At 52.5% G+C, this 23,420-nt stretch carries 18 protein-coding genes and 2 pseudogenes; 12 read left to right on the forward strand and 8 right to left on the reverse strand.

Going from position 1 to position 23,420, the window contains the following annotated elements; translation table 11 throughout:
• Positions 1–323: 323 nt before the first annotated feature.
• The 3 genes from ACP3TC_RS15450 to chiP all read right to left on the reverse strand — a co-directional run bounded on the left by ACP3TC_RS15450 (position 324) and on the right by chiP (position 5,709).
• A complete protein-coding gene (locus ACP3TC_RS15450; protein ID WP_426816776.1) occupies positions 324–1,337 on the reverse strand; it encodes a sensor domain-containing diguanylate cyclase in 1,014 nt (337 codons plus the stop codon).
• Between the two features lie 309 nt (positions 1,338–1,646).
• On the reverse strand, positions 1,647–4,301 hold the full coding sequence (locus ACP3TC_RS15455) for a beta-N-acetylhexosaminidase (RefSeq protein WP_426816777.1): 2,655 nt from the start codon (positions 4,299–4,301) through the stop codon (positions 1,647–1,649).
• A gap of 34 nt (positions 4,302–4,335) precedes the next feature.
• A complete protein-coding gene (gene chiP, locus ACP3TC_RS15460; protein WP_426818288.1) occupies positions 4,336–5,709 on the reverse strand; it encodes a chitoporin ChiP in 1,374 nt (457 codons plus the stop codon).
• 282 nt (positions 5,710–5,991) lie between these two features.
• On the opposite strand from chiP, the gene ACP3TC_RS15465 reads away from it, so the two are divergent.
• Positions 5,992–6,225: a hypothetical protein gene (locus ACP3TC_RS15465; RefSeq protein ID WP_426816778.1), complete on the forward strand. Its 234-nt coding sequence runs from the start codon at positions 5,992–5,994 to the stop codon at positions 6,223–6,225.
• Here the strand turns inward: ACP3TC_RS15465 and ACP3TC_RS15470 are convergent.
• The 3 genes from ACP3TC_RS15470 to ACP3TC_RS15480 all read right to left on the reverse strand — a co-directional run bounded on the left by ACP3TC_RS15470 (position 6,222) and on the right by ACP3TC_RS15480 (position 10,755).
• Entirely contained in the window at positions 6,222–6,794 is a 573-nt protein-coding gene (locus ACP3TC_RS15470; RefSeq protein ID WP_426816779.1) for a UPF0149 family protein, read from the reverse strand. The genes ACP3TC_RS15465 and ACP3TC_RS15470 overlap by 4 nt on opposite strands.
• A gap of 138 nt (positions 6,795–6,932) precedes the next feature.
• Positions 6,933–7,883, reverse strand: coding sequence for an FAD:protein FMN transferase (locus ACP3TC_RS15475; RefSeq protein WP_426816780.1), 951 nt, complete (start codon positions 7,881–7,883; stop codon positions 6,933–6,935).
• A 94-nt stretch (positions 7,884–7,977) separates the two neighbouring features.
• Complete coding sequence (locus ACP3TC_RS15480) at positions 7,978–10,755, reverse strand: flavocytochrome c (RefSeq protein WP_313856331.1); 2,778 nt, start codon at positions 10,753–10,755, stop codon at positions 7,978–7,980.
• 585 nt (positions 10,756–11,340) lie between these two features.
• Between ACP3TC_RS15480 and ACP3TC_RS15485 the strand changes: the two genes are divergently transcribed.
• On the forward strand, positions 11,341–12,834 hold the full coding sequence (locus ACP3TC_RS15485; protein ID WP_313856330.1) for an anion permease: 1,494 nt from the start codon (positions 11,341–11,343) through the stop codon (positions 12,832–12,834).
• Positions 12,835–12,935: 101 nt separating this feature from the next.
• On the opposite strand, the gene ACP3TC_RS15490 is transcribed toward ACP3TC_RS15485, so the two are convergent.
• Positions 12,936–13,187, reverse strand: a complete 252-nt coding sequence (locus ACP3TC_RS15490) for a hypothetical protein (RefSeq protein WP_426816781.1) — start codon at positions 13,185–13,187, stop codon at positions 12,936–12,938.
• Positions 13,188–13,464: 277 nt separating this feature from the next.
• Between ACP3TC_RS15490 and ACP3TC_RS15495 the strand changes: the two genes are divergently transcribed.
• From ACP3TC_RS15495 to ACP3TC_RS15530, 8 genes are all read left to right on the forward strand, one after another.
• On the forward strand, positions 13,465–14,676 hold the full coding sequence (locus ACP3TC_RS15495) for a multidrug effflux MFS transporter (protein ID WP_426816782.1): 1,212 nt from the start codon (positions 13,465–13,467) through the stop codon (positions 14,674–14,676).
• A gap of 174 nt (positions 14,677–14,850) precedes the next feature.
• Positions 14,851–15,549 carry an aldehyde dehydrogenase iron-sulfur subunit PaoA gene (gene paoA, locus ACP3TC_RS15500; RefSeq protein WP_426816783.1) on the forward strand — a complete coding sequence of 233 codons (699 nt, stop codon included), beginning with the start codon at positions 14,851–14,853 and terminating at the stop codon, positions 15,547–15,549.
• Complete coding sequence (locus ACP3TC_RS15505; RefSeq protein WP_426816784.1) at positions 15,546–16,496, forward strand: FAD binding domain-containing protein; 951 nt, start codon at positions 15,546–15,548, stop codon at positions 16,494–16,496. Before paoA ends, ACP3TC_RS15505 begins: the two co-directional genes overlap by 4 nt.
• Before the next feature lie 4 nt (positions 16,497–16,500).
• The gene (gene paoC, locus ACP3TC_RS15510; RefSeq protein WP_426816785.1) at positions 16,501–18,699 is read left to right on the forward strand and encodes an aldehyde oxidoreductase molybdenum-binding subunit PaoC; all 2,199 of its coding nucleotides are present in this window, start codon (positions 16,501–16,503) and stop codon (positions 18,697–18,699) included.
• Positions 18,700–18,733: 34 nt separating this feature from the next.
• Positions 18,734–19,693 carry an XdhC family protein gene (locus tag ACP3TC_RS15515; RefSeq protein WP_426816786.1) on the forward strand — a complete coding sequence of 320 codons (960 nt, stop codon included), beginning with the start codon at positions 18,734–18,736 and terminating at the stop codon, positions 19,691–19,693.
• Positions 19,693–20,238, forward strand: coding sequence for a nucleotidyltransferase family protein (locus ACP3TC_RS15520; protein ID WP_426816787.1), 546 nt, complete (start codon positions 19,693–19,695; stop codon positions 20,236–20,238). Before ACP3TC_RS15515 ends, ACP3TC_RS15520 begins: the two co-directional genes overlap by 1 nt.
• A gap of 143 nt (positions 20,239–20,381) precedes the next feature.
• Positions 20,382–20,633: a type II toxin-antitoxin system Phd/YefM family antitoxin gene (locus tag ACP3TC_RS15525; protein ID WP_313856322.1), complete on the forward strand. Its 252-nt coding sequence runs from the start codon at positions 20,382–20,384 to the stop codon at positions 20,631–20,633.
• Positions 20,630–20,917: a type II toxin-antitoxin system RelE family toxin gene (locus tag ACP3TC_RS15530; RefSeq protein WP_313856321.1), complete on the forward strand. Its 288-nt coding sequence runs from the start codon at positions 20,630–20,632 to the stop codon at positions 20,915–20,917. The genes ACP3TC_RS15525 and ACP3TC_RS15530 overlap by 4 nt, the downstream gene beginning before the upstream one ends.
• Before the next feature lie 214 nt (positions 20,918–21,131).
• On the opposite strand, the pseudogene ACP3TC_RS15535 reads toward ACP3TC_RS15530, so the two are convergent.
• Positions 21,132–21,797: pseudogene (locus tag ACP3TC_RS15535) on the reverse strand (alpha/beta hydrolase); the annotation flags it as partial.
• Here ACP3TC_RS15535 and ACP3TC_RS15540 point away from each other — a divergent pair.
• A pseudogene (locus ACP3TC_RS15540) lies at positions 21,780–22,432 on the forward strand (phage late control D family protein); the annotation flags it as partial. The pseudogenes ACP3TC_RS15535 and ACP3TC_RS15540 overlap by 18 nt on opposite strands.
• A 114-nt stretch (positions 22,433–22,546) precedes the next feature.
• Entirely contained in the window at positions 22,547–23,413 is an 867-nt protein-coding gene (locus ACP3TC_RS15545) for an AbiJ-NTD4 domain-containing protein (protein ID WP_313856320.1), read from the forward strand.
• The last annotated feature ends 7 nt before the right edge of the window (positions 23,414–23,420 follow it).

The following is a 23,420-nucleotide window of genomic DNA, read 5'->3' on the forward strand; positions in this document are numbered from 1 at the left end:
GAGACCTGAATTGATGTGACCAATGTCACTCTAAACATAAGAAGATTTTTTTATTTAGATTTTGCGACTCAGATAACAATTTTTGTCTGACGTTGAACTTACTTTCTTAAGACCAATATAAAATCACTTAAAATCAACAAATTAACCACAAGTTAAAGTGATAAATGTGATGTTAACGTCATACAAATTAAGGCTAATGTATTACCTGCCCGCAATTAAAAGATGAAAATTATTGATATCAGAAATATAAAAAGAGGTGATGGTCGCGAGGTTTATGGCATAACTGGATAGTTCAGGGGAGCCGTTTCGGCTCCCGCAGGCGGTCAGTGTGAGGCTCTACGACGTTTTTTATCTTCATACATCACCGCATCCGCAGCGCGTACCGCCATATCCGGAGTGGCAATTGCCGGATTAGCGACAATTACGCCAATGCTGGCACCCGCGTAATCGATAAAGCAGGATTCGAGCTGATATTCTCCGCTCAGTAATGCCGCCAGCCTGGCTTTAAATGCCCCGGCAGCATCAATAGCCTGATCATAAATTTCCGGCCCAGCCATCGCCATAATAAATTCATCCCCTCCCAACCGCCCCAGTACTTCATCGCTGGTGGCTTGCTGTCGCAGGCGCTGGGCGATGGATTTCAAAAAAGCGTCGCCGGCTTCATGTCCGTAGCGATCGTTAATTTGTTTGAAACCGTCCAGGTCGGCAAATGCCACCAGCACATAACGTGAGTCAGCACAGGCGCGGGAGAAAAGCTTCGGCAGCTGCTCGAAAACCGCCCGTCGGTTGGGCAGGCTGGTAAGCTCATCAGTAAAGCTAACCGCAGTCAGTGCGGCATTGGCTTCCTGCAATTGCTGTAGCAGCTGCTCTTTGTGGATGTACTGGCCAATCAGCTCGGCAAAAAGTTGTAACACCTGCTCTGCACGCGGAGAAAGGGGGTGACTCTGACTGCTGGCAGCACAAAGTGTGCCATAAAGATCGCCCTCACCCAGCATCACCGGAGTACTGATATAAGTGGTGATGCCCAGCTGCTTTGCCGCCTGCGAATCACCCCAGGTTCCTGGCACGTCACGGTTAAATGGACGGCCTTCATCCAGCGCACGTTTGCATAAGGTATCTTCCCACGGCACGGTCAGCCCTTCAGGGATCTGCATCTCTTTGCTGTTACGCGAGAATAAAATCTGCTGCTGGATACCATCAGCATCAATACGCGTCAGATAGGTCGACTCCATTTCCGTCACCAGCTCGAGCATTTCCAACAACTGACGAACAAAGCCTTCAAGCGTTTTTTCAGATTCCAGCACCGTAGAGAGGCGCTCAATCAAATTTTCCGTCATAAATCTGCGTATCCTGTTTCCAGGTGTTGGTGTGAATAAAAAGATAAACGGAGGCAAATGCCTCATCAAAAAAAGCAAAACTTATTGATTTTTAATCATTAATTCTAATACCCGGATACCTGGAATCTATCAGCCACCAGGCGCCGTCGGCAATTTTTAGGATTTTTCGATGGGATTATCTTAACAGCGGAGACTGGAATCTCTCAATGGCTGGTTGCGGCAATGTTAATCCGGTGCTTGCGCTGCCACGGCGGGTGAAACAGGAGTCGCCCCGGTCAACCAGGGCGGCTCCATCGTCAACGAGGATAATTACCGATCAACCTTCTCTGCACGACTCACGCGTTTGCCATCGGCACTGGCCGAGCGAACCCACACTTCCCCCGCAACAGACGGTCTTTGCTGGTCGTTATAACTCAGCCACTGTTTACCTCCATCGACGGAATACTGGATAGCCACGCCCGGCAGTGCAATATTGGCCTGCAGCGTGTCATCAACTACGCGAGCGCCCGGCAGCGGCAAACGATACTGAATATTGGCTAAATCCATTTTCGGCAGTTCGCGCTGCCCCAGCAGCGTGGCGAAGCGCGCCCAGTCATCCTGCAAGGCTTTGCTGTTCACAAATTGCGTTTTCCCCGCAGAAAACTCGCGTCCTGTTTTATAGTCCAGTTCCCAGTCAGCGCGATGCCACGCCCGCTCTGCCAGCGGTAACATGCGCGGATAAATACGGTACTCCATATCTTCATCGGTGCGGACGGTTTCGCTCCACAGCTGGCCTGAGATGCCATAAGCGCCCGGCCAGGCTTTGTCACTTTTGGCAATAAAGCCATTGCCATCACGATCCAGCGAGGTTTCTGCATTCTGCGGCAGGTTGTCTGGCGCGAAGCTAAAGATCTTCGCTTCATCGGTATAGCGGGTGCCCCAGTAGTAACCACGCTCCTGCGGATTTACCTCCGCCGGAAAGTCTAAATAGACGTAGTCCGGATTGGATATCGTCACTTCATAGCCTTTATTGGCCCAGTCATTAACGGTATCAAATCCTCCCCAGTACAGTGTTTCCCAGAAGTTAACGCCAACGCGTTTTGTCGCAAAGGCTTTGGCATTTTTGGCGTGTTTCAGACCATCTTCCCAGGCCTGCATTTTTTCGATGCCGTGTGCATTAACCAGTTTACTGACCTCAACCGCAAAGTGGCTGGCAAGATGTTCAACGTCCTCAACTTTCCCGTCACTGACCATCTTCTGACAAACCGGCGACTTCGCCCACGGCTTGTCCTGATGACTCAGATCAACCTGCCCTTTTCCTGCCTCTGCCTCGCCGCTGTAACCGCTGCCCAGGTAAATATTTTTCGCTTCATCACCGCCAAAATGCCAGGTGGTTAACGGCTGACCGGCCTCCTGATGCATGCGGGCCATTTCGCCAATGACTTTATCGGCAAAGCGCCGCGAGGCATCAAGACAAGGATTAAGGTAGCTATGGCGATCGTAATATTGCACCGAGGTGGTATTAGAGGTATCTGCCGGATCGAGCAGGCGATATTCACTGGCCTGCTGCGGTTGACCAGCGGCAGATAATTTACGGTAACGCGCTTCCATTGCGATAATCGCCGCCCGGGCGTGGGCGGGCATATCAATTTCCGGAATCACTTCAATCTGCCGCGCCTGCGCGTAGCGAACGATATCAATATAGTCAGCACGGGTGAAATAGCCGCTGCCATTATTGTTACTGTCCGGGCCAGAACCCAGCTGTGGTAACAGGCAGGTGGTTTCCGTCAGATCGTGGCAGCGCTTACCGCCGACTTCAGTCAGCTCCGGCAGGCCGGGAATTTCAATGCGCCAGCCCTCATCATCACTCAGATGAAAGTGGAATTTATTCAGTTTATAGGCTGACATCTGGTCCAGCATCCGCAGTATCGCCTGCTTCGAATGGAAGTTACGTCCGACGTCGAGCATCATGCCGCGATAATCAAATCGTGGCGCATCTTTCGCATCCAGTTGGGCAATCGTTTTGCTGCCATCGCCAGCCACCAGCGACAGAATGGATTGCAGACCGTAAAACACCCCAGCGCGATCGTAGCCGATCACCTTCGCCCCTTGCTGACCAATACTCAGGGTATAAGCGCCTGATTTCGCCAGTTCACCGCTGAAAGCCGAGGGTTCAATCTGGGTAGTGACAGGATAGCCAGAAGGATCGCTGGCAATGCCCAGCGCGGCAAACCGCTGACTGACCGCTTCTGCTGAAGGCTGCGGCAGCACGCTAAGATTCAGCGCCACGCCTTTGCTGAGATCAACATCCGCCGAGTGGATGTTCACTTCCCGCGGCGTCGGCACAATCTGCCCGCGTAACGCCGTTACCGCCAACGGTTCTGTCACTGCATTTTTGATAAAGCGGGTGGCGGGCGTCATCAAAATATTATTATCCGCTGCGGTGCGTTTCCACTGGTCACCGCTAAACGGCGTGACAAACTGATGCAGATCCTCACTGTCGGTATTCGCCAGCACCTTTGGCTGCGCATCACCGGAAGTGGCATACCAGCGCGGCATCAGGTCAGTCTCAAACAGCTGCCAGTATTCGCCAACCAGCGGAATATTTACCGACTGGTTCGCAGCAAAGCCGTTAAATTTATCCGTCGGCTCCAGCTTATGCAGATCGCCAGTCACTGGCGTGATGGTAAAGTTCTCATTATCCACCTGTAAAATGCGGCGAATACTGTGGAAATAGATTGCCCAGTCGTGGCCTGTAATCTCCTGCCCGCCGTTGGTCAGCGTAATAGTCGCGGTGTAGCATGAGGCAAAATCGGCTCCCAGCTCACCACACTTCACGCCATTATCTGCCGCGCGGTTGTCCTGCAAGCGGTAATTCACCTGTAGCTCACTGAGCCGATCGACAAGATGCTGATCTGCAATACTGCTTCCGACGCAGCCGAACAATCCCGCCGCAATAATCGCTTTTAATTTAAATGCTTTCATCTGCAACCTAATCCTTACTTGCTGGTTTCCACTATCAGAACAGGGTGAACGGCGCGATAACCATAAACTTCACGTCTCTTTCATCCTGAAAAATATTGCCGTAACCACCGCTCCAGCTTGGCAGATCGGAGTGATTGTTATACTGGGTGTAATGCAGTCTGAACTGGGTGTTTTTGGCGCGGCCTTGCTGCACGGTGTACTGCGCATCAAGGCTCCAGGCGCTCTCTTTCAGGCGCTGGCTTTGATCAAATAGAGGATTGCTGCTGGGCCGGGCATCCCAGGCGTAAACCCATGAACCGCCGACGGCAAAGCCCGGCAGATCCCAGTTTTTCAGGTCATACATCACCCCGGCATACACCGCTTTTTCACCGTTGGCGTTAAAGTCCGAACGGTTATCCCACCAGATATCCAGCCGCCCGTTGGAAGTGGCGTATCCCGGCGTCATACGTTGCAGAAAGTAGCCCTGATTACCTTCGGCTTTCACCATGGTGCCTTCAAGCCGCCAGTTAAACGGGCCAGTGGTATACGCTAAAGTCACCGCCTGCAACCACGCCAGGCCGTCATACAGACTGTTGGCATCGTTGCTGTTTACCCTGTCCTGCGCACCATAGAACTGATAGCTGGTGGTCAGGGGGTTTCCGGCCAGCTCAGTTTTCCAGCTGGCTTTGGTAAAGTACTGGTCGAGATAACCGGCGGCCTGACCATAAGCCGCTTCCAGCACAAAATCGTTTTTAAAGTCGTATTTGAACCCCAGTGAGTGAAGATAAGAAACGCGGGTTTTACGATCATTACGCCGAAAATCATCCATTTCGATATGCCAGGGAGACTTGTATTTGTCCGCCCACATATACGACAGGCTCAGCTCGCCACTGATCCCAAAATCAGCTTTATATCCGACTTCGGCACCGCGATAAGTGCCGGGCATAAAACTCCAGTGAGGTGCGAGCAGCGTCTGACCACCCGGCTGAATATAACCGGCGTGCCCCCAGAAATCGTCATGACGAAATTTTGCCGCGGCCTTATATAAACTGACGCCGCTTTTATCACCGGAGAAATCTTCGCTCAAGGCACGGTTACGGGATGAAAAGGCGATTTCATTGGGATGGCCGCTGGCGCTGGCCTCGGCTAATTCAACGGCGGTAAAGGCTGCCAGGTCGATGCCGAATAAGTCCCAGGCATAGCCAGAGGAGAAATCGAGGCTCAGGTTGGCAGTGGCATGTGAAAGATTGGTGGTGTAACGGTTGTAGTCCGGGTTATCGACAATCACCGTGCTGCCGTCCGGGCGCATTTCCTCGCGGGTTTTATTCAGGTCTTTACGATCACGCTCGCGCTGCCAGTAATAGAAGCCACCGGTCAGGCTGGAATCTTCTATAAATCCTTCTGCCTGAGCAGCAGCGGAAAAAATCATTCCGCCCGTACCCGCCAGTAAGGTTCCGGCCAGGGTGAAAGCCGCGGGTATCAGGGTAGCAGGAGGAGATTTCAGGCAAGCCGTGGCCGTGCCCCGGTTAAGGTGCTGATTCATATAAAATCCTTTTTAACTGACTAAACCCGATTAGCAGACCCAGGACTGAGATACGCCTGGAGCAGCCGATGATGAATGAGCATCAGAGTATTTTTCGCGACGCGAATTATCAATCATTGATTAAACTGAATTTGCGAAATTTTGACCGGGCGCACATTTTGTAAACCCGTGTTGCAAGATGTGTATCGCCAGTTTCATGCTGATGAAATTAGGATTAATTCCTTTAAAAATCATGAAAATGATAATTATAAAAACTGGATGGGCGGCATGAGAGAGGTCAGTACGACTTCATCTGAGATTCAGCGGGAAACAATGATATTTTTTCAGGATAAATATGTTTGTGCGGCGGGAGAAAATATCCTGTCTGCGCGTCAGCAACAGACAGGAAAGGCAGGAGATTAATTAACGGTGGAGCGTTGGCTAAGCCACCAGGCATGCAGCACCAGCGCAGCCGCCGGAATCGCCTCGATATCACGCTCAAAGTCTTCATGAGACATTTCATCGAGTTTGACAAAGTTCTCTTCCAGCCCGTGCAGTGCGATCAGCTGCAGTGAAGGTTGCAGCGTTTCCGGCAGTGCCGACCAGTCATCAAGCGCCACGCCGCGCATATAGCCAAAGCACCACTGCTCGAGAATGGTGTACTCTTTATCGTCGACCATGCTTTCACCGAACAGCGGTTCAAACTGTTCCGGATAGTCATTAAGCCGCTCAGCGATGTCGTTCATATGCTGGAAACTCAGTTCCATAAAGCGCTGCAATTCGTCTTCTGATTCCCAGACCGGTGCATACTGTTCGCCACCCCACAGCGCCGGTAACCATTTAGAGGGTTCAATCCGATTGGGCCCCGAAAGAATGGCGGTCAGCAAACCATCCAGCTCAGAAACATCGAGTATCGAATGCTCATTACTGTACTTCATAAGAACATCATCAAGCCATTCCAGCTCTTCAAGCTCCAGTGGTCCTCGATTCATACTGTGGTCTCCTTGGATAGTTTTGCCAGTTCAGATGCAGAGTTCGCCAAAAAGCGAAAGGCGATTAACCATCATAACATTGTTACGGATGAGAGTTTACGGCGTCTGAGCAGGCTTCACTGAGGCGAAACCCGCTTTTTATTGCAGTTGATAGCGGTTATCCAGCAGGGTGAAAGTAAACTGCCGCTGTGAAGAGCAGATTACCTGGCGCTGTCTGGTAACGAAAATCGCCTCGATATCAGGGGTTTCGGCAATATAAGCCAGCCCTTTATCCACGCCCATGCCGTACAGCAGCGTGGTATAGATATCGCCATCAATAGATTGAGGGGAAATAATAGTGACGCTCAGCAGCTCGTTATCCAGCGGAAAACCGCTTTGTGGATCGAGAATATGGTGATAACGCTGCCCTGCCAGCTCAAAGTAACGCTCATAAATGCCGGAAGTCACCACCGATTTGCCGCAGACGCTAATCACACCGATTAACTCATCTGGCCCGGCAAACGGCTTTTTCAGGCCAATTCCCCAGTCAGGCATTCCGCCAATCGTCTGCACATTACCGCCAAGGTTGATCAGCGCGTCAGTAACTTGTTGCTGCCGAAGAAAATCCCGCACCCGATCGGCGATATAACCTTTGGCAATCGCCCCAAGATCGATCTCCATGCCTTTGGTCTGCAGAAAAACGGAACGCGCCTGGCGGTCCAGGATTACCTGTCGGGGATTGGTTAACGTCAACAGCCGCGCTATTTCTGCGGCGGGTGGGATGCTGTTGCCCTGGAAACCGATTTTCCAGCACTTTACCAGCGGGCCGATAGTGAAATTAAAGCAGCTTCCTGTCAGTAAACTGATCTCTCTGGCGCGGGCAATCAGATCAAATACCGGCTGGCTGACTACCACCGGATGATCTCCCGCCGCCTGATTAACCGCCATCACCTCGGAAGCCGGCCGGTTTACCGTGAACAGATTTTCCTGCTGTTTTATCAGCCTGAACACATCTGCGGCTAACGGCTGATTGTGCTCCAGCAGCTTAAGGAGGATCGGAGAACCCATCAAAACGGCTGAGTAAGCATAAACGCGATCGTCTGGCGACATTGCTGTTCCCTCCCGGCGAGTCGCTATTGCCCCCGCCTGTTATCGCCTGCTCCTGCAAGAGCCGGGCGCATCGCCCGGCTCTGTACATTACCGCTTATTGACGTGCCAGCGCCGCCGCATTACGACCAGCCAGAATACCGAAGATAATAATATCGGCCACCGCATTACCGCCGATGCGGTTAGCGCCGTGAATGCCGCCGACCACTTCGCCCGCAGCCCAGGCGCCTTTAATGACCTGTTTTTCCGCATCCAGCACCGCGGTATCAGTGTTAATGGTCACGCCGCCCATGGTGTGATGCACCCCTGGCGCGATGCGGATGGCGTAGAACGGCCCGACATTAAGCGGATGACGCAGCGCGGTTTTGCGACCGAAGTCTTCGTCATTCTGCTGATCGACAAAGTGGTTATAGCGTTCCAGCGTTGCCAGCAGAGCAGCATCATCCATGTTCAGCTTCACCGCCAGTTCCTGTGGTGTCGCGCCTTTAATCACAAAGCCCTTGGCGATATACTCATCGGCAGCTTTGTTATTCAGCCGCACCTGCTCATCGAAGATAATCCACGCGCTTTTCTCCGGCAGAGCAATAATTTCCGCAGAGACTTTGTCACGGGTTTCCATCTCGTTATAGAAGCGCTGACCCGCCTGGCTGACCAGAATCGCGCCGCCGCCACGGATGGCTTCGGAAATCAGATAAGAGGTGGTCTGTTCAACGGTTGGGTGGATCTGAATTTCACCCATATCCACCGTGTCTGCGCCGATCTTTTGCAGTATGGCGATACCGCTGCCGGTTGCACCGGCATGGTTGGTGGTGACAAAACCATCCAGCTCCGGACGGTATTTAACCACCATCTCACGGTTAGCACTGAAACCACCGGTGGCGACAATCACGCTTTTGGCGTTGAGAATGCGGCTGTCATTGTATTCATCCACCACTTTCACGCCGGTTACTGCGCCATTTTCCGTCAGGATTTCGGCGACGGAGGTTTCCAGCAGCACCTCAATATTGCGCTGATTAATGTTTTTCACCAGCCCACTAATCAGGAAGCCACCGACCGCGGAACGGTCAGCAGGACGGTGAGTACGATCGATGCTCATACCGCCTGTAATGGTGATATCGTTCAGTTCAATACCGTGCGCCGCCAGCCATTCCACTGCTTCAGGTGCCAGCTCGACAAACTCTTTCAGCAATTGCGGATTGTTTTTAAACTTGCCGCCTTTGAGCGTCTCTTCATAAAACAGCTCTTTGCTGTCTTTAATGCCTTTCAGCTGCTGGAAGCGGGTTTCCGCAGCGTTCATTCCGACCGAAGCCTTAATGGTATTGCCGCCGATGGTCGGCATCTTCTCAATAATAACGACGTGAGCACCTTCTTCGCTGGCCTGAATGGCCGCCGCAAGGCCTGCACCACCGCTACCTACCACCACGACGTCGTAGTTTTGCGGCGCCTGAGGATTACCGCCCTCTTCAATCACATGCTCTTTACTGGAGGTAGTCAGCGCACGGGATACGGCTTTCTTCAGTGCCTCACTCTGGGTGGTGGCACCGGTAATCGCATCGACATGCGGGCTGTTCGCCACCAGAATGCGCGAACGCAGACTCTCAAAGGTGGTGGTGAAGTCAACATCCAGCGTATCGTCCGGCACCAGCTTGATATCGGTAATACGGTCGGTATCAAGCACGACGTTGATTTTCAGCTTCAGCGCCTCGGCTTCCACTTTTTCCTGATAGACACCGGCTTTATATTTGCGGCCGGTGGCGCTCATATCACGGATCATCGCGTCGACCAGCGAGAAGCGCCACAGCGGTTCCGGAATATTCAGCGCTTCACGCTGGGTGCTGTCGATAAACAGCTCAAGCTGTTGGTTATTAATGATGCGATCGGTCCAGTCCGGGTAAGCGATGCAGGCTTTACCTACCGCGACCAGGTCAAAGCCGTGCTCCAGCCCGATTTCAGCATCGGCTTTATTGACCACGCCACCAACACCAATAACCGGAACTTTCGCCAGCACAGGTGAGCGCATGGCGCGATATTTTTCAATCAGTGGAGTAGGATCGCTGGTGTCGACAATCGATGGGCGCAGCAGCTGTCCTACCGAGAAATGCACATAATCCAGCCCACGCGCGGCCAGTTTCTCCAGCAGGTACATGGTGTCGTCAAAACGGATGCCAGGAACTTCCAGCTCTTCCGGCGAGAAACGGTAACCGATAATAAATGAGGCATCGGCGAAGCGCTCCGCCATTTTATGCGTGATTTCCAGCACTTCCAGCGGGAAGCGGGCACGATTATCGCGGCTGCCGCCCCATTTATCATCACGCTGGTTAGAGTTCGGTGAATAGAACTGCTGAATCAGATAGGTGTTAGCGCCGTGGATCTCAACGCCATCAAATCCGGCTTTGATCGCACGGTTAACCGCATCACCAAACTTGGTGATCATCACTTCAACTTCTTCACCGGTCAGCGCTTGCGGCTGAGTCGCACCTTCGCGCGGCGCGGCAATGGCGCTCGGGGCAACCGGCGTTCTGCCGCCAATCAGCTCCGGCTCCACCATTCTGCCACCGTGATAAATTTGCAGAATGGCCTTTGAACCTTTGGACTTAATCGCCTCGGCAATCTTCGCCAGGCCCGAAATTTTATTGTCGCTGTCGATGGCAATCGCGCCCGGGAAAGCGGGGCCTTTAGGATCAATAAAACAGCATTCAACGATCACAGTACCGATGCTGCCCGCACGGTCACGGTAATACTCCACCAGCTCACTGGTCACGGTGCCGTCATAAAAACCAGTACAGGTGGTCATCGGTGCCATCAACAGACGGTTTTTAAGGACTGCGCCGTTCGGCAGTGTGAGGGGGTTCAGTAGCGGGGTGAGCGTATTCATATAAGCAACTCCAAATTTAAAAGTTTTGAATCTGGCCCGGACACATTATTTCTTTGTAGTTATTGGTTCCGGTATTATGCATCTAATATACCTAATAATGACTTTTACAGGCTATACATTTAGCTATTAAACTTTTAAATCCATGGAAAACAGGCTAGATATTGCAAAAAATAGCGACAGGTTTTTTAATTGTTAATCAAGAGTGATAAAAAATCAACTTGACGGCCACAATTAAATTAAAACCAATAAAATCATGAAGTTAAAATGCAATATTGTCTTTTAGGTTAAAGGAATCTACAGTCTAAGAGACTGGAAGAGGTTTGATTGAAATCAATACTATTTTCAATCATTAAGGCACTATAACGACTAAGGGAATGGCTATTCATCACGACAAAAAGGCACCTGGAGATAGTTCTTAATTACAATACCCTTTTGTCAACCCAAAAAAATATCCATACGATTTCAAGATACCCCCAATAAATAACTCAAGAAGCTGCAGATAAATTACTAAAAGATCGGGTAATATTGGGGCGTTAAACGCATTCTTTTTAACTTGCAGACAAATACTATAAAACAGGTATCGATATGAGTGAAGCTGCGAAGACTGTTCCTGCCCCTCCGGGAGCAAAAAAACGCCTGATATTAATGTTCCTGCCGGTACTGGTGGCGGTGCTGTTGCTATTGGTTCCGGTTCCTGAAGGACTGGAGCCCTATGCCTGGCACTTCTTTGCCATTTTTATCGGCGTGATTATCGGCTTAATTTTCGAACCCCTGCCCGGGGCGGTGATTGGCCTGACCGGCGTAGTAGTGATTGCGCTATTTAGCCCGTGGGTATTATTCAGCTCGGCAGAGCTGGCCAATCCTAACTTTAAACTCGCCAGTGAATCGTTTAAATGGGCCGTCAGCGGATTTGGTAACTCCACCGTCTGGCTGATCTTTGGTGCGTTTATGTTCGCCGCCGGCTATGACAAAACGCAGCTTGGTCGTCGTCTGGCGCTGATTCTGGTGAAATATCTTGGACGCCGCAGCCTGACGCTCGGCTATGCCATCACCTTCGCTGACCTGTTGCTGGCACCATTTACACCTTCCAGCACCGCACGAAGCGGCGGCACCATCTACCCAATCATTGCCAACCTGCCGCCGCTGTATGGTTCGAAACCTAACGATCCCAGCGCCCGCAAGATTGGTTCTTATCTGATGTGGGTGGGGATCGCCGCGTCCTGTATCACCAGCTCGATGTTCCTGTCGGCGCTGGCACCGAACCTGCTGGCGCTGGCGCTGGTGAAAAGCATCATCGGCTTCGATATCTCATGGGGAATGTGGTTCCTCGCCTTCCTGCCGCTGGGCGTGCTGCTGATTCTGACCATGCCGTTACTGGTTTACTGGTTCTATCCACCAGAAGTGAAAGTTAACGATGAAGTGCCGCGCTGGGCCAGCAATGAACTGGAAAAACTCGGCAGACTGTCACGTAACGAAATCTTGCTGCTGGTGTTGGTCTGCTGCGCACTGCTGATGTGGATTTTTGCTACCGCCTGGATTGAACCGGCGATGGCTGCCCTGCTGGTCGTGGTGCTGATGCTGTGGACCGGGGTGCTGAACTGGAATGACATTACCAGTAATAAACCCGCCTGGAACACCTTCGCCTGGTTTGCCACGCTGGTTGCCCTGGCAGACGGCCTGGCACGCGTCGGCTTTATCGCCTGGTTGGGTAAAGAAGGCGGTCAGCTGCTCGACGGTATTCCACCGGAAGTGGCAGCGGTAATGCTGTTGGTAGCCTTCTTCCTGCTGCACTATCTGTTTGCCAGTACCACCGCGCATACCACCGCGCTGTTACCGGCGATGCTGACCATTGCCGCCGCGATTCCGGGCATCAATATGCCGGTATACTGTCTGATGATGGTAACGTCACTGGGCCTGATGGGGATTATCACACCATACGGTACCGGTCCAAGCCCGATTTTCTACGGCAGTGGCTATCTTCCGACTAAAGATTACTGGCGTCTGGGCACTATCTTCGGCGCCATCTTCCTTGCCGGATTAATGCTGATTGGCTATCCGTGGATGGTTATGATGTTCTGATAGCGTTCAGCTATGAAACCTCTGTCAACAGGCTGCCCGAATGGCGGCCTGTTTTTTTATCAGTGATAGCAGGCTGCTCTCAGCCAAAAATCGCGATACTGCTATTTCCGATTGGGGGCAGTATCCGCGATAAATTTCATCAGTCGCTGCAAATCAATCTCTACCGTTGCGTTTGGTGCACTGCCTGCACTGGCCAGGCTATGCCAGAGATCCATCGCAGCGCGCGCCCTCTCCAGCCACAGTTGCGGGTCCGGCTGACGATCTCTCACCTGATCCATACAATCATGGATAAAATCTTCCGTCGTAAAGGTCATCGCCGCGTAACTAAGATCAAAAGTGATTGTCCCTTTCATGATCCACGTCCTCTGTAGGTTTAACATCTTATTGCTGCTCTGATGCCAACTCTGCTGCCTGTCCGGTAATCCACGGGTAAACCGCTTTGCCCGACAGGTTAATCATCCTCTTGTCAGGTCCAATTTCCTACAAACTTAACCCGAACAGAAAAGGCTAGAGCCTGCCTGATAAACATTTATGAATATCATTCATAATCACTATGCAGTTTTCTGCAATTATCTTCCTGCCAATCGCTATTAACATAGCCTCCCCCTTTTTATATCCCGTTGGATGACTATGTTTGATTCTCAGGCGCGCACGCACAGCGTGGGCGACAAATCGACCGGCCTCACTTTTGTACTTATTCTCAGCGCATTAATGGCCTTCACCTCGTTATCTACTGATATTTACCTGCCGGCGATGCCGGTTATGGCGAAAGAGTTACAGGGCGATGCCGAGCTGACCATTACCGGCTTCCTTGTCGGCTTCTGTATTGCTCAGTTGATTTGGGGCCCGTTAAGCGATCATTTCGGGCGTCGCGCGCCGCTGTTTATCGGTATGGTGTTGTTTATTATCGGTTCGGTGGGCTGCGCCCTCTCAACCGACATGAGCCAAATTGTCTTCTGGCGCATTTTCCAGGCTATCGGTGCCTGTACCGGGCCGATGCTGGCGCGGGCGATGATTCGTGACCTGTTCAGCCGTACACGGGCCGCGCAAATGCTGTCAACACTGATGATTGTTATGGCCATCGCGCCGATAGCCGGGCCGTTGTTGGGTGGGCAGATGATCAAGCTGACGTCATGGCATGCTATTTTTTGGCTGCTGGGGATTATCGGGGGAGTTATGCTGATTTCTTTATTCTGGCTACCTGAAACCCTCCCGGCAGAAAAGCGGGTCAAAGCCTCGCTATCCAGCGCTTTTCACAACTATTATACGCTGCTGAAAAATACGCAATTTATGCGGTTTACCTTATGCCTGACATTCTTTTATGTTGCGGCCTATGCTTTTATTACCGGTTCGCCTTTTGTCTATATCGCCTATTTCGGCATCGATCCGCAGCATTATGGCTGGCTGTTTGCGCTGAATATTGTCGGTGTTATGGGAATGAGTATCCTAAATCGCCGTCTGGTCAGCCGCTATTCGCTTGAGATGCTGCTGAAAATTGCCGTGGTGGTGGCTGCACTCGCTGCGCTCACTCTTGCACTGGCGGTAAAACTGCACGTTGGCGGCATCATCATGATTATCGCCACGGTGTTTGTGTTCTTCTCGATGAACGGCGTGATTGCTGCAACCTCAACAGCCGCGGCGCTGGATGCGGTACCCAATGTGGCCGGTTCGGCATCGGCGTTAATCGGCTCGTTACAGTATGGCAGCGGCATTATCTCTTCATTACTGCTGGCGCTGATGAGTGACGGCACACCGTGGACCATGGCGTGGATTATCGCCTTGTTCACTCTGGCCAGCGCGGTAATGGCACTCACCACCCGCGGCGCGAAACCTCTCAGCTGATCGGCAGCGTCGCCAGATTAATTACTGCTGCTCATGACAGTATTCAGGATTTAACACTAATCACTGCGCCAACGCCGTCTACTATTAAATGTCGTTAAAAAAATAATGTGCAGTGCAGTTATGGACAGCGTCCATTTTTTCCTTGTTGAATATTAAGAATACTGGAGGCCTGGCATGAGCAGCCATGGTAATAACGCCGATCGCAGCAGTAAACAGCAGGCGAATAATTCTGAGCAGTGTGACTTCAGCCTGACAAGACGGGAGTTGCTGAAAGCCGGTGCTGCGTCAGCGGCTGTGGCAGCCGTCACGCCATCGAATGCCCTGGCCGACAGCGAGCCTCGGGTGACGCCCGCCCCTGAAATGACGGATCTAACGCTAAACGTAAATGGACAGGTCCGGCAGCTAAAAGTCGACACCCGCACCACGCTGCTGGATGCGTTGCGCGAACATCTGCATTTCACCGGCACCAAAAAAGGCTGTGACCACGGCCAGTGCGGCGCCTGTACCGTAATGGTAAACGGACGTCGCATCAACTCATGCCTTACGCTGGCAGTGATGCAGCAGGGCGCGGAAATCACCACCATCGAAGGTCTTGGCACCCCCGACAATCTGCATCCGATGCAGGCCGCCTTTATCAAGCATGACGGTTACCAGTGCGGTTACTGCACGCCAGGGCAAATCTGCTCGTCGGTGGCGGTGCTGAAAGAGATCGAGATGGGAATTCCAAGTCATGTGACCCTCGATCTGGTTTCGCCGCCGCAGGCAACCCCGGACGAAATCCGTGAGCGAATGAGCGGCAACATCTGCCGCTGCGGCGCTTATGCCAACATTCTTGCTGCAATTGAAGACGTCGCCGGGAGCCAGACATCATGAAGGCCTTTACTTACGAACGCGTTACCACTCCGTCCGAGGCGGCAGCCAGCGCCCAACGCACGCCGGGGGCAAAATTTATTGCCGGTGGCACCAACCTGCTTGATTTGATGAAGCTGGAGATAGAGACCCCAACTCATCTGATTGATGTTAATGCTCTGGCGCTGGATAAAATTGAGCCGACCGCTGACGGCGGCCTGCGCATCGGTGCGCTGGTGCGCAATACCGATCTGGCTGCCGACCCACGGGTGCGTCGCGACTATGCGGTGCTTTCCCGCGCGCTGCTGGCTGGCGCATCAGGTCAGTTGCGTAATCAGGCTACCACCGCCGGTAATCTGTTGCAGCGCACGCGCTGCCCCTATTTTTACGATACTAATCAATCCTGTAATAAACGCCTTCCCGGCAGCGGCTGTGCGGCGCTGGAGGGATTCAGCCGACAACATGCGGTGATTGGCGCAAGTCAGGCCTGTATCGCCACCCATCCGAGTGATATGGCCGTCGCCATGCGCCTGCTCGATGCGGTAGTCGAGACGGTCAGCCCGGACGGCAGCACGCGCACCCTTCCGCTGGCAGAGTTCTATCGCGCGCCTGGCAATACGCCTCACCTGGAAACTCAGCTGGCATCAGGTGAACTGATTACCGCAGTTACCCTGCCGCCACCTCTTGGCGGTAATCATATCTACCGTAAAGTACGCGATCGCGCCTCTTACGCCTTTGCCCTGATTTCGGTCGCCGCGGTTGTGCAGGCCGACGGCAGCGGTCGCGTTGCTCTGGGTGGCGTCGCACATAAACCGTGGCGGCTGGAAGAAGCCGATGCGGAGCTGGTTAACGGTACGCAGAAAGTCTGGGAGCGTTTATTCGCCGCGGCGCAGCCGACCGATGAAAACCAGTTTAAGTTAATCCTGGCGCAGCGCACGCTCGCCTCTGTGCTGACGGAAGCGAGGGCTTAAGACGATGAAATTTGATAATCCGGCAACGGAAAACCCGATTGACCAGCTCAAGGTGATTGGCCATCCGCACGATCGCGTTGACGGCCCGCTGAAAACGACCGGCAGCGCGCATTATGCCTACGAATGGCATAAAGAAGCACCTGATGTGGCGTATGGCTATATTGTCGGTTCTGCCATTGCCAGGGGACGTATTAACGCGATCGACCTGCGGGCGGCCAAAAACGCTCCCGGCGTGCTGGCGATTGTCACCGCCGATAACGCCGGTCGCCTTGGTAAAGGAGAGATGAACGCGGCAAAGTTGCTCGGTGGCCCGGACATTGAACACTATCATCAGGCCATTGCGGTCGTGGTTGCTGAAACTTTCGAGCAGGCGCGCGCGGCGGCAGCACTGGTTGAGGTGCATTATCGCCGCGAACGTGGCGCTTACAGTCTTGCCGCTGAGAAACCTGCCGTCACTACGCCACCAAAAGGTGAATCAGACAAAACAATCGGCGATTTCGCCAGCGCCTTCTCAGCGTCGGCGGTGCAGTTTGATGCCACCTACACCACGCCTGATCAGAGCCATATGGCCATGGAGCCCCATGCTTCAATGGCGGCCTGGCAAGGTGATAAGCTCACCGTCTGGACCTCTAACCAGATGATCGACTGGTGCCGCAACGAACTGGCAAAAACGTTAAAGCTGTCCAAAGAGAATGTGCGGGTGATGTCGCCATATATCGGCGGCGGCTTTGGCGGAAAACTGTTCCTGCGCAGTGACGCGGTGCTCGCGGCGCTGGCGGCTCGCGCGGCAAAACGTCCGGTCAAGATTGCGCTGCAACGGCCGCTGATTGCCAACAATACCACTCACCGCCCGGCGACTATCCAGCGTATCCGAATTGGCACGGATCAGAACGGGCAGATTAGCGCCATCTCCCATGAGAGCTGGTCAGGCAACCTGCCTGGCGGCACGCCGGAAACAGCCGTTCAGCAAACCGAACTGCTGTATGCCGGCGCAAACCGCTTAACCGGACTGCGGCTGGCGAGGCTCGATCTGCCGGAAGGCAATGCGATGCGCGCCCCCGGAGAAGCGCCCGGCCTGATGGCACTGGAAATTGCCATCGATGAGATCGCCGAAAAGGCAGGCGTGGACCCGGTAGAGTTCCGTATTCTCAATGATACTCAGGTCGATCCGGCTAATCCCGAGCGGCACTTTTCCCGGCGTCAGCTGATTGAGTGTCTGCGCAAAGGGGCTGAACAATTTGGCTGGAGCCAGCGCAACCCCCAACCGGCCCAGGTACACGATGGGCGCTGGATGGTTGGCCTTGGCGTGGCGGCAGGCTTTCGCAACAATCTGGTCATGCAGTCCGCCGCACGCGTTCATCTCAACGCCGACGGCGTGGTGACCGTTGAAACCGATATGACCGATATTGGCACCGGCAGCTACACCATTATTGCGCAAACGGCAGCTGAAATGCTCGGCGTACCGCTGGACAAAGTGGTGGTGCGGCTGGGCGATTCCGATTTCCCGGTGTCTGCCGGTTCCGGTGGGCAATGGGGAGCTAACAGCTCCACGGCTGGCGTTTACGCGGCCTGCGTCAAACTGCGCGAAGCGGTGGCGAACAAACTCGGATTTGATCCTGATGAGTCGCTATTTGCCGATCAACAGATACGCCTTGGCGATCGCTATGCTCCGCTGTCAGAAGCGGCCGCTGACGGTACGATTAGCGTTGAGGACAGCATCGAATTCGGCGATCTGGATAAGCAGTACCAGCAGTCCACCTTCGCGGCGCATTTCGTTGAAGTTGGTGTCGACAGGGCGACCGGCGAGACGCGGGTTCGCCGCATGCTGGCGGTTTGCGCAGCCGGCCGGATACTGAATCCGAAAACCGCGCGCAGTCAGGTGATTGGTGCCATGACGATGGGCGTTGGCGCGGCGCTGATGGAAGAGTTGGCCGTCGATACCCGGCTGGGATTTTTCGTTAATCACGATTTGGCAGGTTACGAGGTGCCGGTACATGCTGATATCCCCGAGCAGGACGTCATTTTCCTCGAGGACAACGACCCGATGTCATCGCCGATGAAAGCCAAAGGGGTTGGTGAGCTGGGTTTGTGTGGCGTCAGTGCCGCTATCGCCAATGCCGTTTACAACGCGACAGGCGTGCGGGTCAGGGATTATCCGGTCACGCTCGATAAGTTACTGGAAGGGTTGCCAGCGGTTATTTGACATTACGCCAGCCGAATTTGAGGACAAATAGCCTATGCTGCAACAATTTTCCCTTATCGAACAATCAGATGAGGACTCGCTGACGCCAGAACAGGCATTTTCGACCGATGACAACATCGAGATCCTGCGTTTTGCGGCAAAAGCCGCTGACGACGGTATGGCGGTTGCGCTGGTGACGTTAGTGGATATCCGTGGCGGCAGTGCGCGTGAGCTGGGAGCGCAGATGGCGGTACGGCAGGACGGCTTTTACTGCGGCTTTGTATCAGGCGGCTGCGTAGAAGCCGCCGCTGCCCATGAGGCGCTGGACGTTATCCGTTCCGGTCATGACCGTACGGTAAGTTACGGCGTCGGCTCTCCGTGGTTTGATATCGTCCTTCCATGCGGAGGCGGTATTACCCTGAGTATTCATAAATTGCGCTGCGTCCGGCCACTGCTGAAGGTGCTGACGGCTATCGATCGGCGCCAGGCTGCTGCCCTGCGCTATCACTCCCCGTCTCAGACGCTGCAAAGCCCGGATTCCGTGCTGAAGTGCGGCTGGAATGGTGCTTTTTTTGATGTCAGTTACCGCCCCAAAACACGCGTGATGATTTATGGACGATCCTGGGAAGCCGAGGTCACTGCCAGCCTGGCTCAGGCTGCCGGCTATGAGGTTGCCACCGGCGACAGCACGCCGCACAGCGTAACAGCCACAGCCGTTGATCCAAGCACCGCGGTGATCCTGCTCTACCACGATCTTAACCGCGAGCTGCCGGTACTGCAGGCGGCGCTGGCGGCTAAGCCCTTTTACATCGGCGCACTGGGAAGCCGCCGCACCCATCAGAATCGCGTTGAGAGACTGACGGAACTTGGCTGGCATGCCAGCGATATCGCACGGATCAAAGCGCCAATCGGCATTTTTCCTAAAGCACGCGATGCGCATTCACTGGCGCTCTCAATATTGGCCGATGTGGCTGCGGCGCGTCTGAGCAGTGCGGACCAGGGAAGATCAGGCTAATGTCCTTACCGACGGTAATTATCCTGGCCGCCGGAAAAGGAGAAAGATTTCTCGCTTCCGGAGCGACGACGCACAAACTGGATGCGCGACTCGCGGGAAAAACCGTGTTGTCGCATCTGCTGCAGGCAGTGCAATTATCGGGTCTGAAATGGCACCTGGTCAGGCCCGAAGGGGGAACGGGCGGCATCGGCGACTCTATCGCCATCGGCGTGCGTGCAACCTCAGACGCCGCGGGGTGGCTGATTCTGCCAGCTGATTTGCCACTGATTAAACCGGCTTCTTTGCAGCGCGTCGCCGATGCGCTGCGGGAAAATCTTATTGTGGTACCGCATTACCGCCAGCAGCAGGGGCATCCGGTGGGATTCAGCCGGGAATACCTGACATCACTCAGCGCGCTGTCCGGCGATATCGGCGCACGGGAAATCGTGCGGGATGCACGACAACGCGGCAATGTGCTGGATATGGCTCTTACCGATGCCGGTGCAGTGCGCGACATCGATCAACTTTCCGATTTGCGCCTTGCGCAGCGCTGGCTGACGAGATAATCCACGCGAAAATCAGCAATTAATGCCGTTGTTAAACGGGCGCAGCACAAAGGTCAGCGTAGCAACCCGCCAGGAGACTTGTTAACAGGTTTTTTCATGGCTACTATCAAGACTTGTGTAACGGTGTTTAATTAAGGTATGCGATGCCTAACATAATCCTGAGCGATACCAGTGCCAGCATCAGCGAACTGAAGAAAAACCCTATGGCTACGGTCAGTGCAGGTAACGGCTTTCCGGTGGCGATCCTGAATCGTAATCAACCCGCTTTCTACTGTATACCCGCCGAACTCTACGAGCGCATGCTTGAAGCGCTGGATAATCACGAACTGGCAAAGCTGGTAAACGAACGCAGCAACCAACCGCTACACCATGTGGATTTGGATAGCTATCTATGAATTACACGGTCAGATTTAGGGAGGATGCGCTGAGGGAATGGCATAAGCTGGATAAGCCCCTGCAACAGCAATTCGCAAAAAAGCTGAAGAAATGCTGTGAAAACCCCCACACAGATACTGCAAAATTACATGGAATGAAAGATTGCTATAAAATCAAACTTCGCGCTTCTGGTTTTCGTCTGGTCTATCAGGTGATAGACGATAGGTTAATTATCGCTGTTGTCGCCGTGGGTAAACGTGAACACAGTGATGTTTATCATCTTGCAAGCGAAAGACTGAGGTAATAAATAGCTAAACGGCGAAGGATTACTTCAGTCACACCCTAATTAAATAATAAATGCTGTGTGCCACTACGCCGATCATTAATGAGATTTTCTCATAGGGTCTATCTAATCAAATGCCTTATCAGCGGCTTATAAATCGATAATAGTAGTTACCTATTATCGATTGCAAAATAGCGCTTATTTCTGCTCGCGTACGCCAGTGATAAAACCTGGATTAAATATTCTTATCGAAAAAAATATTGAGCTGGTTTACCGCCTGGTCAACATAGCGAGGCACCCAGTAAGTTTCGATATGGGTGGCGCCATCAATCAGGAACAGCTGTTTGTCAGGCGTTCCACTGGCTTTTTTAAACGCGCCTTCCGTCATGTAAAGCGAATCGGCTTTGGTGCCGGCCATCATCAGCAGCGGTTGATGAATCAGATCCATATTGCTTTGGGCATCAAAGCGCACCAAATCAAGCAGGCTGCTCATGGTATAGCGAAAAGTTGAATTGGGATGCGCGTGAGTTTTGCCGTAGTACTCAAAGCCCTGGCGATAAAGATCGAACGGCAGTTTCGCAATTTGTTCGTCGGTCAGCCTGGCATCGCCGGTGTACGTTATTTCCCCGGTGGCCACTTCTTTGGCACGCGCCTCTGAGGCTTGCTGCAGGCGTTGCTGAATAGTTGCGAGCTGGGAATCCTGATAACCGTTACGGCGCACCAGCCCGGAGTCAAACATGCTCAACGTCGCCAGCGCTTTAAAACGTTTGTCTGTCTGGGCGGCTTTTAACGAATAACCGCCGCCGCCGCAGATACCCAGCAGGCCAATGCGTTCAGCATCTACGCCTGGATACTGGCTGAGATAATCGGCCATGCCGTGAATATCTTCAATGCGGTTAGCAACCCCTTAAGGATAAAATCCAGTCGTGGTTTTGAGAATATTACGCTAGCAGGCATTGCCGGGCTTATCGCCAAAAAGTATCAGCTAATGCTGATCGGCAGTATTGAAACCATCAATATAGATCGGGCGACGCTGTATGAAGAGACGGGCTTGAGCTGGCCAGCGAGTATGGCTATGCAGCGAAGGTAGTTAGCGACAAGTTAATTTTCTTCCATCTGAGCACGCTGCGCGGCCTGGAATCGATTAAACAACTTAAGTCACAGGATATAACCTGTTTTTCTCTGCGCAATACCTCAACATGGTCTACAAGTTTCCGAAAGTGAAACACCATAAAGCAGAAGCAAAAAGCTGATCGTCTATGAGTCTAATTTAAGCGAGAAACAGACCAAGGGTGGCAAGATCAACGGCACAGATTTACTGAAGGTCAACAGCCGCGTCAGCGATCCAGATAGAGCCCCCATTAAGGCTGATTCTGGGCTGGTCAGCCACAACGAACATCAGCAATGCGGCTCTCTGACGATGATGGGCACACCGCAGCTAATGGCAGGCAAATAAATTGAGCTGGCAGGTTTAGCCATTTATCCGTTCAGCGGCTGGCAACCAGGCTACGACATGTGTTTGTTCGTAACAGCGGTTAAGTGAAGGAACTGAAAGTTGATGTGGTGTAACTTCAACCGGAGCAATTCTGGACACTAAAGGAAATTCCAATCATCATTCACACTGAAAATTGTTTGTTACAAGGTGGAAAGATGGCTCTTTTTTCTCAGCGCATGGGAATAACTCCGTTAAAAAAGGCGATTCAACTTGAGTCAATGGATGACGACTTACGTTGTGGACTCTGGAACGTTTTACAGGTTTGTTTTTGGGATCAAAATGGATACGAAATTTCTCACCAGTTGGACGATATTGCGAAAAAAGTTTGGTTTTCTCTATTCAAACTACCCATTGATACATGTCCATCTTTTTTCTATCAGGACCTATACGGTCGATTAGCTGATAATTGCGCACATGCTATCTGCCGTAAATTCTTTTTAGACGAGAAAACCAAGTGGTGGCAAATCTATGATTTTACAGAATTCATATTCAATGAGCTTGAACTGTCGGAAGATACAAAAGCCAATGCTGTAAATTTCCTCAACCGTATGCTGGAGCGTGAGAATGCAGCATACAGATACGTTGGTTCTCAATTGGTTGCTATCAGCGATATTAACGAAATCAACGCTATAGAAATCGCGCTTGAGGAAAATGGTAAAGCAGTGACGTACCATTTTCAGGTAGCATTATCACTGCTGGCTGATCGAAAGTGCCCTGATTATCGTAATTCGATCAAAGAATCGATTTCTGCCGTAGAAAGCTTGTGCGCCACATTAGCTGGGAGTAACACGAAAAAGTTTAGTGATGCACTGGCTGAACTGGAAAAAATGTGTTCTTTTCACCCTGCGTTAAAGCGAGCATTCTTACAGCTTTATGGCTATACCAGTGACAGTGGTGGTATTCGCCATGCGCTAACCGAAGATTCAAAGCATCCCTCATATGCTGATGCTAAGTTTATGCTGGTGACATGCAGTGCATTTTGCAATTTTTTGCGGGCAAAAATGTCAGAGATATCCCAGTAAAGCAACG

This window comes from Winslowiella sp. 2C04 (assembly GCF_050037805.1).
In the GTDB taxonomy this organism is placed as follows: Bacteria; Pseudomonadota; Gammaproteobacteria; order Enterobacterales; family Enterobacteriaceae; genus Erwinia; species Erwinia toletana_A.